General features: G+C 42.8%; 9 protein-coding genes. 6 read left to right on the top strand and 3 right to left on the bottom strand.

Annotation, left to right across the window (positions count from 1 at the left end; all coding sequences use genetic code 11):
* Positions 1 to 665 precede the first annotated feature (665 nt).
* The 4 genes from JWG45_RS06895 to JWG45_RS06880 all read left to right on the top strand — a co-directional run bounded on the left by JWG45_RS06895 (position 666) and on the right by JWG45_RS06880 (position 6,066).
* On the top strand, positions 666 to 3,476 hold the full coding sequence (locus JWG45_RS06895; protein ID WP_205279030.1) for a TonB-dependent receptor plug domain-containing protein: 2,811 nt from the start codon (positions 666 to 668) through the stop codon (positions 3,474 to 3,476).
* A 113-nt stretch (positions 3,477 to 3,589) separates the two neighbouring features.
* The gene (locus tag JWG45_RS06890; protein ID WP_205279027.1) at positions 3,590 to 4,402 is read left to right on the top strand and encodes an Lp29 family lipoprotein; all 813 of its coding nucleotides are present in this window, start codon (positions 3,590 to 3,592) and stop codon (positions 4,400 to 4,402) included.
* A 1-nt stretch (position 4,403) separates the two neighbouring features.
* Complete coding sequence (locus JWG45_RS06885) at positions 4,404 to 5,495, top strand: helix-turn-helix domain-containing protein (protein WP_205279026.1); 1,092 nt, start codon at positions 4,404 to 4,406, stop codon at positions 5,493 to 5,495.
* A 136-nt stretch (positions 5,496 to 5,631) separates the two neighbouring features.
* Positions 5,632 to 6,066 carry a DUF4345 domain-containing protein gene (locus JWG45_RS06880; RefSeq protein ID WP_205279025.1) on the top strand — a complete coding sequence of 145 codons (435 nt, stop codon included), beginning with the start codon at positions 5,632 to 5,634 and terminating at the stop codon, positions 6,064 to 6,066.
* A 49-nt stretch (positions 6,067 to 6,115) separates the two neighbouring features.
* Here the strand turns inward: JWG45_RS06880 and JWG45_RS06875 are convergent, their stop codons facing one another.
* Positions 6,116 to 6,673 carry a hypothetical protein gene (locus JWG45_RS06875; RefSeq protein WP_205279024.1) on the bottom strand — a complete coding sequence of 186 codons (558 nt, stop codon included), beginning with the start codon at positions 6,671 to 6,673 and terminating at the stop codon, positions 6,116 to 6,118.
* Between the two features lie 1,151 nt (positions 6,674 to 7,824).
* Between JWG45_RS06875 and JWG45_RS06870 the strand changes: the two genes are divergently transcribed.
* Positions 7,825 to 9,030, top strand: a complete 1,206-nt coding sequence (locus JWG45_RS06870; protein ID WP_232380567.1) for a phospholipase C/P1 nuclease family protein — start codon at positions 7,825 to 7,827, stop codon at positions 9,028 to 9,030.
* Between the two features lie 223 nt (positions 9,031 to 9,253).
* Here the strand turns inward: JWG45_RS06870 and JWG45_RS06865 are convergent, their stop codons facing one another.
* The gene (locus JWG45_RS06865) at positions 9,254 to 9,523 is read right to left on the bottom strand and encodes a hypothetical protein (RefSeq protein WP_205279023.1); all 270 of its coding nucleotides are present in this window, start codon (positions 9,521 to 9,523) and stop codon (positions 9,254 to 9,256) included.
* A 626-nt stretch (positions 9,524 to 10,149) separates the two neighbouring features.
* Here JWG45_RS06865 and JWG45_RS06860 point away from each other — a divergent pair.
* Complete coding sequence (locus JWG45_RS06860; protein WP_205279022.1) at positions 10,150 to 11,712, top strand: flavin-containing monooxygenase; 1,563 nt, start codon at positions 10,150 to 10,152, stop codon at positions 11,710 to 11,712.
* Positions 11,713 to 11,774: 62 nt separating this feature from the next.
* Here the strand turns inward: JWG45_RS06860 and JWG45_RS06855 are convergent, their stop codons facing one another.
* Positions 11,775 to 12,515: a sterol desaturase family protein gene (locus JWG45_RS06855; protein ID WP_205279021.1), complete on the bottom strand. Its 741-nt coding sequence runs from the start codon at positions 12,513 to 12,515 to the stop codon at positions 11,775 to 11,777.
* Positions 12,516 to 12,640: the final 125 nt, after the last annotated feature.

The raw sequence follows: 12,640 nt of genomic DNA, 5'->3' as shown, positions 1-12,640 counted from the left end.
CCGCCGTATTTTAGAAATCCATACATTACAAAATTGGATTGTGGTGCATTGCAGTATATCGCCACGATCGCTCGCGATGGTGTTGGAATTATGAGACATCTCTGTTTTAAATCGTAATTTAGCATTCGAAAGCGAATATAGATGATCGGGGAATGAAAGGCCGAATCATCTATAACGGAAAAATCTAATCCGATTCCGAAAAGAACGGAATCTTTACACAGGACGCTGTGATAAATTTCAACTAAGATTCCATTTTTCTTTATCTCTAAGAACAAAAGCTTTCCTATTGGAATCAAGTCTTGATCAAGAGGAACGAAACGATGTCCGGCATTATACTCGATTTGGATAGGGTATTTAGATTGTAAAAAAACTAACGTGAACAATCCGCATGGAGTATTACTATGAAACTTGCCTATATATGGTTTATGTTCTCTTCTTCCATTTCATCTTTCGCGGCTGAGGCCGCGTTCAAAGCGAAACACTACACTCGCATAAAATTCTGTGAAACCTTTGACGTAATTTCAACAATCACTTATTTTCATTTTCCGATTTTGACCTTGGGGAAATCCGGAGTTTTTAGAATTAAAATATTACAAGTAATCACATGGTGTTTTAATATCGAAATTCAACGGAAAAATGTGGAACCGATTTGGGTCAAAGGGAACATGTGCAAATTTCTGAATCCAGAGCATGGTCTAAATCTCAATGTTTCAAAAAGCCGGATCTTACTTTTTTTCTCATTCTTACTTTTCTTGAATACAAAGCAAAGTTTATGGGCGAAAACTTCTCTCCGCTTCAAAGTGTTTTCTGCTTCAAAATCGGATCTTCCAAAAGAAGTTTGGATTCGTGGAAACGGATATTCTAAGGTTTTTGAATTTTCAAATCAAACGGAGCTGACCGTAGACTTAGAAAACCGTGGGATCTACGACGTAGTGATAACGTTTCAGAGCGGGATCATGGAACAAAGATCGATCACGATAGACTCCGATAAAAAAAATGTGGAATGGATCCAAAAAAACAAACCCTTGGCGAACGGAATCAACGTTGTCGGGAAAAGGCCGGACTCTCCACCGAACTACACGATGAATCAGGAAGACGCGGTGAAAATGCCGGGCGGATTTGGAGACTCGCTGAAAGCGGTTCAATCGATGCCGGGGATTACTCCTCTGTTTCAGACATATACAAGTTCCAGTTTTCAAAACTCGATTCAAACTTTGAATCAAAATGCAAATTCCGGCAGTCCTGATAAACCGAACGGCGAGCCCGGTTTTCTCGTAATGAGGGGGGCCGGAACCAGAGCCAATCAATTTTATTTCAACGGACTTCCGATGAGTTATCCGTTTCACGCAGACGGATTGACTTCTGTGATCAGCAATCAGGCGATTCGTTCTATGGAATTGTATTCGGGTTCCTATTCGGCTCGATACGGATTTGCGACAGGAGGAATCGTAAATGTTGAGGGATTTCAGAAAAGAGATTCCAATCTCAGAGTGGCCCACTTAAACGCGCTACTGACGGATATATACGCATACCAGAATATTACAAAAGACTTAAACGTTTCCGTTTCCGGTAAAAAATACTATCCGAACATTGTCTTCGGAAGAGTGCCCCATCTGATCCCGACGGAAACATTTTTGGCGGATTATACGGATTTTCAGGCAAGGATCGGCTGGGATATCAATGAAAAACATTCGGTTTCGGTCCAAACTTTTGGCGCCAAGGATAAACGATATCCTTTTAAGGAATATAGTCAATATACTCCTAAGGAAGCGGGGCAATCCGCTTTTCAGCCTCCTTCGGACGCCGCGAGATTGGATCGTATTTTTAGAACGGATGGAATGTCGCACGTATGGAAGCCGAAGGGCGGAATTACGAATACACTAAACGTTTCGAGAAATTACTTTCAGGAAACCACGGAAAACGGACTTGACACTCTCGTATTGGACGTATCAAAAAAGGCGAATTTATTATCTCTTTTCGAAAGGGTACATACCGTTCAAAACGAATACTTTAACAATATGACACAATTGGAAAACGTTTCCGAGCTGGAGTTTCTCAAAAAACACTGGAAGGTCGTTTTGGGAGGACAATACCGGGAGGTCGAAGCAGGTTATAAGGGAAGAATTAGTCAGTTTAATCCCGATCCGTATTACGAAATCTTTCATAAACAACTTCTTTCCTCACGACAAACAAACGCGGTATTGGAAGGGGATTCTGTAGGAACAAGACAGCTTGGTTATTTCCTCGAGAATCGAGTCAAGTTCGACAATTTTAACGTAAACTTAGGCGTTCGTCGAGACTACTACGATCGTGCTAAGGAATGGAGGACTTCTCCTCGGTTCGGAATCAGCAAGGAAATTCCGTACACACAGTCCAGGATCTTTGCCGGAATCGGAAAACACTTCCAAGCGCCTACCGATGTTAGTCGATATTCCGCGAGAACCGGAAATCCAAATCTGAAAATGGAAGAGTCGGATCACATGGAAATCGGTTGGGATCAGAAGCTCGGGAATGTCTGGAACGTAAAAGTGGAAGGATATAGAAATACGTTTTCCAATCTATCCGTTGCCGATCCGTATGCGATGGATCCGTATTCCAGGGACCGGGATTTATTTCGGGAGACAATAAATCCGAATTCGAATCCATCCTTATTCCGCGCGAATCGACTCAATTATTCAAATTCAATGACCGGATATTCCCAAGGGATCGAACTTTTTATAAAAAAAGAACCTGGCGCAGAATCCGGATTTTACGGTTGGCTTTCTTATACAAAATCCCTCACAAAACGAAATCGTAACCTCCCGACCATGACGGATAAGGAATACACAACTTGGTCGGCCCAAAGTTCTTCGAAAGAATTGCTCTATCAAGACGATACAAAACACTACTACGCGAATTATTACAACGACGGAAGTTACGATATTCTTCTCAAAAATTCAAAAGAAGAATTGTACGACTTCGACAGAACTCATATCTTTTCGATGGTCTTGGGCTGGAAATTTTCGGATCAGGGGCAGATCGGAATCAAAACTACCTACTTAACAAATTATGCATATACTCCCGTATCCGGATCTAGTCGAACGACTTTAAGTCAAAATATCGCGGAAGCATTTCCCGATTTACCTCCGGTTCCCACCACCGCAACCGAAGGAAGTTCTTTTTCGTTTCTTCCGATCTATAAACCGGTTTATTCGGATATGCAGCGTTCGGCTAGGCTCCCTCATTATCGACAGCTCGACATTCGTTTTGATCGGTTTATCCATACGGATTGGGGTAAAATGACTCTTTATTTGGAACTCGTCAATGTAACTGGAAATCGAATCGCTTCCGGACCGGGCGCTTTTGTTCCCCTTGTCCCGCACGTTCCGGGGGCCAATCCAGAGACACAATATATGTATATCAACGGACAACAGGCGTTAGAAGCGAATAAAAATAAGATACCGTATTTGAATTTCGGAATCGAACTCCGATTTTAAAAAAAGGGAATTCGACAGAAAATCGTTTTTCTTTTTGATTGCAAGTTGAATCGTTTCAAAGAATCTACAGAACCAGCGGATTCCGCGTTTCTGATCCGCTGACCGGTAACAATATGAAATCTTTTTCAAAATTTAGATTCTTTGCTTTATTACTCTTCTTTCTTTTCGATTGTAATTACCATTATTACGTTCAGAAAAGTCCTGCTGATACCGCGGCGATTCCCAATCTATCCAAAGTAAGAATCGTCTATCTCGGTTTCCGATCTTATTCCGTCGAGATGACCGCATCCAACGCGCAGGAAAGAATTTATACGGCGAACCTGACGTATCCGGATCGAACCGTTTCCAAATTCCAGAACGGGTTTTACGCCTCGGATCTGAGATCGTTCGGATTTAGAAAAGACGTTCCCTCCGAGAAGGTGAAAAAATTCGTTCAGGAATATCTCAACGAAGTAAAGGAAAGCGGGGTAACGGAACTTACTTACGTTACGAGCATTGAAAAAAAAGGAGAGGAAAGAATTTATAAACTCAAGGACGTGGGTGCGGACTACTACGTCGTCGGAGTCCACAATCCGGCCTTTCAAACCACTAAAAATCTCGGAGGAAGTTTTGTTCAACTTTTTTCATCGATGTTCTCTGTGATCAGTTTTGGAATCATTCCAAGCTACGCCTCCCTTCAGGCGGAAACCGAAATCAAAATCTATGATAAAAATCTAAATCAGTTGACGTCGCTAAAATACGACAACGGCTATTCCGTTTTGGGAGCGGTCTGGGCTTCTTCCATTCCCGAAGAATGCGGTAGAATGGGGTGTAACGCCTTAAAACAGGTGAGTTCTCCTCCCAAGTTCGTTTATCAAGAATTAGGTCCGAAGTTTGAGACCGATATCGTAAGTTTTATACAATCTCAATCCGCGTTTCGGAAATGATATGGTGTACTTGGATTGGTTTGGAAACGCTTTCGCAATTTTCGGAGGATTTTTAGCGTTTTTACTCGCGATCTCCGAACTTCTATTTCCCAAAAGAACAAGGTTTCAGATCTTTTTTTCAATCACCCTGATTCTGATCGGAACTTTACAACTTTTGAATGCGATTACGTTTCAAGGGGTTTTTCAAAATTCTTCCCTTTATCTTTTTTTGAGTCTTCCCATTCTTTTTTTGATCGGTCCCTTCGCTTATGTTTCGGTACAGACAATGGTGGAAGAAGAATTTCGATTTCGTTTTTCGACCTGGATATCGCTTATGCCGGGGATAGGAGTCGCGATTCCGCTTTTATTCTTTGTTTCGAGAGTGGATTCATTTCCTTGGGGGGGTTCTTTTTCGAATCAGAACGGAGCTGAACTTTTTTTTACGGGGCTTTCCGTTTGTGCCGCTTTGTATTCCTTTTTTTTCGGGATTCTGATTCTGAGAATGTTATCCTCCATTCAGGAAAAAAAACTCAGGCTATTGATTTGGATCTGTTTTTTCGATTTTTCTTCGGTTGCCGTTCTGGGAATTCTTGGGATCGGTTTTGAATTCTTCTTTTTGAAAGTTTCAAGTTGGGTGATCAGCTTTGCTCTTTGTCTCGTTTATTACGTGAGAAAAAAATACGCCGATCTGGAAGAAACGATCCACGTGGAACTCGTACAATCCAAATATTCGCGCTCTCGTCTCGGCGGATTGGAAGTCGATTCCATTCTTTCTGAATTGGAAAGAATGATGAAAGAGGAGAAAATATTTCGGGACGAGGACGTTTCCCTTTCTTCCGTCGCGGAAAAAGTTTCCCTTTCGACTCATCAGTTATCGGAGTTGATCAATCGTAAGCTCAACAAAAGTTTTTTTTCATGGCTGAATCATTCCCGGGTAGAAGAGGCCAAGAGGCTACTTTTGGAAAGTGATAAAACCGTTCTCGAAATCGCAATGGAAGTCGGATTTAACAACCGCTCCTCTTTTAACGAAGCCTTTTTGAAGTTCACTCAAAAAACACCCGTCGAATATCGCAAGTCTTCCCGACAGACTCGGCCGCTTTCTTATCGTTCTTAACGATCCTTTTCCAGTTTCCATGTAAGACTTTATAAAGGTTTTCAAAAAAAAATGTAAGCCGTTATAACTCCGGTCGATGAAATGAGAAGAATGCCTCACAATCTTCTTTGTTGCGCTTGTCAACAGGATGGTAGGAATGCAAACCAATGGTCTTACGATGGATCGACCCGGAGAAAAGGATCGAATTCTATCTCTCGTTTCCAAAATTTTTCTTCTCGCAAACATTGCCGTTTACGAAGCATTTGCGATCGGATTTTTTCTATTCCCGGCCCGACTCGCCACTTGGATCGGAATCGAAATTCGGACAACCTCGGCTCTTGCCGACTTCCGCGCAATGTATGGGGGACTTTGTTTGGGAGTAGGAGTCTTTCTATTACTCGGGGTCTTCAAAAAAGAACGGGTTCAAGCCGGGATTTTACTTTCCATCACAACGGCGGGAGGCCTTTTTTTGGGAAGAATTTGTACAGTTCTTTGGGACGGCCCGGTCAACGAATATATCTATTTCAGCATGAGCACTGAAATCGTAGCGGTCGTGATCGGTGTATGGATTCTCAAACGATGGAATGAATGATAAAAGAAAGAAAAACCCCTCGATCGTACGATCGAGGGATTGAAACAGATTACTGTTTTGTACAACGAACCCGGAAGGAAAGATTCACATCGGGGATGTTGTTTGCTTGGAATTGCTTCGTGATCGGACAATCCAGGGCTTGCAGATCGTAAGTGGTCGCAGTGGTTTCCTTGACGGTTGCGGAACAACTTCCTTTGACTCCATTTTTACCAGCACCATACGTGCCGCCGGCCGCATCGATATCCAGGGCGGAACCACCTTCTCCTAATGTGACACTACCCGTTTTAGAAAAGTCAATTTCGTGGATATTAAGAGTAGGGAGGGGGGTCGCTACCGTTTGTGAAATGATGATTCCACCAAGGCCGGTACGACAAAGCTGCAAGTCGGTCAAGACAAAGGCTTGTTCCCCGAGTTTTAGAATCGCCGTGTTTACCGCAGGCTGAGGAAGATCCACCGGTTGTGCTGGACCGGCATTGGCGGCTGCTACCAAGGTGATTAACGCAGTATTGTCGTTCTTTTTCTCTTCTTCACAGTTGGACAAGCCGATGAAAAGTCCGATCAGCAAGGCCATGGATACGATTTTAAAATTGGTTTGTTTTGTTTTCAACGGAAAACTCCTATCTATTGTTTGTCGAACGGAACTTGTCTTCTGCGAATTTTCTTTGTTTTCGTAGAATTTATCCCGAACTTTGTGCATTCATTTTTTCATTTTTATTTTTCAAATCGTTCTGTTGCAAACTTGGATCTCGGATGAAAAAGAATTCGTTGCCGAAAGATCCCCAAGGTTTTTGGAGAGAAAATATCGATCGATTTAATTTTTTTCGAATTCGTATGAAACTTCTTTAGAAGATGCATAACGTGTATTCTGTTTTGAATCATATTCTCTCTCCGTCTCCTTATTTAGCACTAACCGATCAAATTTATTTTTTTTCAGGCTGTGTCGCATAATGCTAGTTAGGTTAGTCGTTCATTCCCGGGTTGATGGTGTTGATTCCTTTTTTGCCGATCTTTTTTTGTGAAAGCGGCGAAAAAAAAAGAAAGTTCCGTAAGAGATCCTAAGTTTCCAATGCAGAGATTCGTTTTAGATTTTTGAAAAAAAAATAAAAATGGAGTCCTCTTTGAAAAGAATGGAACGATCGAGTGTTAACCGGATTTTATTTTGGAAAACGGATTGGAAGGAATTGTCGCCCGATTCCTGTCTTGTTTGAGAAAGTTTTTTTGTCGAGTCGATCAGGTCTTTCCTAAACCCGATGTTCTTGTTTTACTTTCCTTCTTTGTTTGTATCTTTTTACGAGTTCGTTTTAAAAACGAGGCTGGTTTCGAAGTTTTCTTTCTTCTTAGGGAGTTTTTTTTAACACTCTCGGAGAAGTTTATGATTTCAAAAAAGAGGGGGAAAATCGGCGTTTTAACGCTTTTCTATAAACGGGAACTTTTCAAAGAAAGGCCTCGCTTTTATTTATAATTCGACTCGCTCGGTCACGGAAGTTTTGGAGGGCTCGGATCTTTCTCGGAAAGGTTTGGATTTTCGTTCTTTGATTGCGTTCGTTCTGTTTCGTTATATTTTTGGAGGTAAGAACAGAGATTACAGAGAGAACCATGATTCAAAATCAAAAGAATATTATTTTCAATCAGAATGATCCTAAGTTTTCCGGAAAGTCAATTCTTCCTACCGCGAACCTCGGTAAAAAAGCGACGGCTCTTTTTATCATTCTTCTTTTTCCCGGAACCTTGTTTTCCTGGGGAACCCATTATCTTGTTATGGATCGTGCCTTGGAGCATCCGAGCATGAGTTTTACTTCTCAGGAAGTGGCGACCGAATCACTAGACTCCTTTGTGAAAAAGGAGAAAAATTCTTTAAAAACTCTCTTTGACGAATTTGCGGAATGGGAACTGGCAAGAGGGTCGAAACGTTTTCAAAAGATTGAATTTCGCCCCGATCAGGCGAGTGTTCCGGAATTTTTAAGGGCTTCCCGGCTCAATCCTAAAACAAAGTTCCTGGAAGTAGAAAGGGTTCTTCCGAGCGTTCCTATGAAACAAGGAAATGTTCCGTTCTCTTCCGTTTCTCCTTATCTTTCGGATACGCCCGATTTACCCGCGAAATTTATTTCCAAGACCGGGAGTAAGATGCCGATTCGCTCCGTTCTTTTTACGTACATCGACGAACCGGATTGGGGAATGGATCACAGTCTTTGGGGAATTACTGAATACGGATACGGTAAACAACCTTACGGTAAACCGGAAGGAGAAGGTAGTAAGGCTCCTTTTCACATTCAGTTTCAGAATGAGAATTGGCTCATTTCTATCTTCGCACCCGAGGTCGTGGAAGGTGGAATGATGTTGGATCGTATCGAATTATTTTCCCGTCTTTCCAAATTAGCGGGGAGAACTGGTCACGAATACTGGAGATACAGATTCGCAGCCTGGGCCTGTCACTATCTTCAGGATATAGGTCAGCCTTATCATTCTAAAGCGGTTCCGGACGCCGGTTTTTTCTATTACTTGAAGTTTGTCTTTTCTTCTAAAGAAGCTAAAAAGGAAATGAAGGCTAAGTCCACACAACTCGTAACCAATCGTCACTTTCTATACGAGGATTTTGTTTCTTACGGTTTGATTCAGTTTTACAAAAGTCCAACTCCGGTGACTTCTACTTTGACCGGATTTTTGACGAAGGAATTCGAAAACTTTCCCCAAGGCGTTTCAAACGGAGAGTTGATGAAGTTTGTCGGCAAGCGTGCCTCTTCCCACTCGGAAGAGATCAATTCATCGATCATCGATACGTTCGGTCCCGAATATACAATGAATCCTGAATATGATTTAGAAAAAGAACTTGGAACAAAAATGAAGGAAATTTTTCCCACTTTGGATCCAAAAAAAGCGGAACATCTTTTAGAGGAGACGGGTCACGACTTTTCTCTGACAGGTTCAGCGACTCGGGAAATTCTCCGTTCTCTTTTAAATAACTAAAACGGGTTTTTTGTTTTTCCCTCCTGCTCTTTGAAAGGTAAGTCCTTTTTCGTAAATTGAGGTGGGGCTTAGAATGAACGCCGTCGTAGGTGAGATTTTTGTAAGAGCTCCTACACGGTGATTTTTGCTTGTAAGATTAGAATTTTGTGATATAGGAAAGTCTTGCGGAATTTTTTCCCGCCACCCGCCCCACCACCCGAAAATCGGGCGGGGCGCGCGCGTTTCACTGAAAGATTGTCGTAGTTCCGACTGAAACTGGATACTGGCGACGATCCTTCTTACGGAACGTGAATTTGCCTTTGGGATGATTTAGAATTTTTCCGGAAATTCTCATTCTATTCCTTATGGCCATCGCCTTTCCCACGAGTCGAGAGAAACCGCAATGAGAATCGTCCTTACAAGGAAGGGCTCTTGTAAGAGCTCCTACACGGTGATTTTTGCTTGCAAGATTAGAATTTTGTGATATAGGAAAGTCTTGCGGAATTTTTTCCACCACCCGCCCCTCCACCCGAAAATCGGGCGGGGCGCGCGCGTTTCACTGAAAGATTGTCGTAGTTCCGACTGATTTTCTTCCGTCCATGCAACTTTTGGCTAAGGTTCTGCTTATGGCCGATGGGGAGTGTTGTCGCGGATGTTTCCGTTTTTTCGAGATGAAAATTTTTGAGGAAGGGGAAGGAACAGAGCACGATTTTTTCTTTCAGAAGGAAGGAAGTTTTTCGGCTTTCGACCCTCCTCTGCCAAACAACAATCCCCCTTTCTCATTTTTCTTCGAACTTACACCTTGTTTCAAAGTCGAAAAAAACTCTTTCAGAGCTCGGCGAACTCGAAAAAAAACAGCGTTCCCCACAGCTATCTTCCCTTGAGTGGAGTCTCAACTTTCCAACAGGTTTTTCATTCTTAAACTTTTATTGGAGTTCCTACATTCTGAAATTTTGGACAAGCACCTAAAATCGCGCGTAAAAAACCTCTCTGATTTCGGAATCGATCAGCCTATTCCGGTCAAAAATCATAAGTCTGGTCGAATTCAGCTTCCATCTCGGTTAGGATTCTCTTCGAAAAACGAAAGATACCCTTTCGGGATCTTTCTACGATTTCGATTCGAATGAGGAGAATTGGGAAATGACTCAGAATTTGAAAGAAGAGAAAGCGAAAGTGAAAACTTCCGAGAACCAGATCTTGGACGCCGTCATCGTCGGAACCGGATTCGCCGGTTTGGGAATGGGAGTCCGACTCAAAGAAAAGGGGATTCATTCTTTTGTGATCTTGGAACAAGCGGACGGCGTAGGTGGAACCTGGAGGGACAATCATTATCCCGGCGCGGCTTGTGACGTTCAATCGCATCTCTATTCTTTTTCCTTTGAGAGAAACCCGAACTGGTCCCGGATGTACGGACTTCAGTCCGAAATTTTGGAATACCTCAATCACTGCGCCGATAAATACGATCTCAGACCTCAGATCCATTTTAATACTTCCGCGGAGTCAGCGGTCTTTGACGAGAGATCCGGTTTCTGGAACGTGAAAGCCTCTAACGGAAATACATACAAGGCGAAATCTCTGATCAACGGATCAGGGGGCCTGAGTCGTCCCGTTTTACCGGACGTTCCCGGTTTGAAAAAATTCAAGGGCAAGATGTTTCATTCGGCTAGATGGGATCATTCTTACGATCTCAAAGGGAAAACCGTAGGCGTGATCGGTACGGGAGCGAGCGCGATTCAGATCGTCCCGGCGATCCAATCGGAAGTGAAAAAATTGACCCTCTTTCAAAGGACCGCACCTTGGGTGATCTCAAAACCGGATCGTGCGATCTCCGGCTTCGAGAGGGCCTTGTTTCGTTTTTTTCCTCCGGCCCAATGGATTTTCCGTTTTGCAATCTATTGGATGTTGGAATTCAGAGTGATCGCGTTTACGATCCTTCCGGGGTTGATGAAAGTTCTGGAATTTTTTGCCAAAGGTTATCTCAAAAAAAACGTTTCGGATCCGGTTCTGAGAAAAAAAGTCACTCCGAGTTTTACGATCGGTTGTAAGAGAGTTTTGATCTCGAATGAATACTATGCTGCATTACAAAAACAGAATGTGGATGTGGTCACTAGCGGGATTCGGGAGGTTCGCGAGAATGGTGTGCTTACTCAGGACGGCGTAGAACATCCTCTGGACGCGCTGATTTTGGCGACCGGTTTTCAGGCCGCGGACGCGAAGGCTCCATTTCCGGTTAAGGGCATCGGCGGTTTGGATTTGAACGAGGCCTGGAAGAACGGGGCTGAAGCCTACCTCGGAACCACCGTTTCAGGTTTTCCTAATATGTTTCTGATCGTAGGACCGAACACAGGACTTGGGCACAGTTCGATGGTTTTGATGATCGAATCACAGATCAACTACGCTCTTCAATGTATTCTTTCTTTAAACAGGAAGAAGTTAAAATTTATCAACGTCTTAAAAGAAGCACAGGATCGTTATAACGAAAAGATCCAATCGAGATTGGAAAAATCGATCTGGAATACGGGCGGTTGTATGAGTTGGTATCGAACCAAGAACGGAAAAAACACGACACTCTGGCCCGGCTTTACTTTCGAGTTTCGTCTAAAAACAAAGTCGGTGAATTTTTCTCATTACGAGATCGTGAAGTCGGACGATCGCCTGGAAAGTATAGGTCTTGTTTCAAAAATTGCGATGTGGTTCGGCTGATTCTTTCTTTGAAAAAAAGCTGAACCGTATCCGAGACGATTCTGCTTTTGAGTTCTATAAATTTATACTTTTAGATTCGGTTTGGAGACGTCCTTTGCCAGGTGCATCTCCAGAATCCGCAGAGAAGCGCCTTCGTAAAAACCGACATCATTGGGAAAGGTTTCAGGATTCTTAAAAGTTCGGAATAAAAAATCGAAAAAGGGGGTGTTTCCGTAATTGAAGGAATGTATATCCTTTGCGTGATGATACGCGTGATTTTCAGGTCTATGAACCAAAAAGCCGAGCCACCTTGGAGTTTTGAAATTTACGTGCTGAAAAATCCCCAAGAAGGTGTGCATCAAACCGGCCGTAATCGCCGCGTTAGCCGGAACACCGATAAGAAATACAAGCGCAAAACTCGTTAAAAAAGTGAATCCGATCATATCCGCAAGACTAAAATAAAAAGCTCCGTAGACGTCGAAACTCTCCGCTGAATGGTGCATCTGATGGAAGACCCTCCACAAAGGAGAGAACGTGTGCATACTTCTATGCCAGACGTATTGAGATAATTCATAGGAAAAGAATGCGATCGGTATCGTTACCCAGAAAGAGAACGCGGTCAGGTCCAGGAGAGAACGTTCCGAAAGCCATGCGTCCCATAACAACGGCGCCGAAATGGAGACGGCGAGATAACAGAGAGTCGAAATTACCCCTCTAACTTTCCAAAATTTCGTACGAGGATAATCTTTAGCTTTGAAGACTTTTTCAATGAGTGCGAAAAAAATAAAAAACAGAACGATGAGCCAAATATACCAAAGGTCCATGAGTGAAACTCCATTAGAATTGTTTAAGTTAATCTTAATCAATGGAACATATCAGAAACGAATCCTTTGCGAAAAATCGCTTCCTTTCATTCTTTGAGGAAAAGCTTTGATTCCTTCGGGGGCAG

Origin of the sequence: Leptospira ainlahdjerensis, assembly GCF_016919175.1 — a bacterium.
Lineage (GTDB): Bacteria > Spirochaetota > Leptospiria > Leptospirales > Leptospiraceae > Leptospira > Leptospira ainlahdjerensis.
Note: the sequence above shows the minus strand (reverse complement) of the source record. Positions and strands in the feature narration are given on the sequence as shown.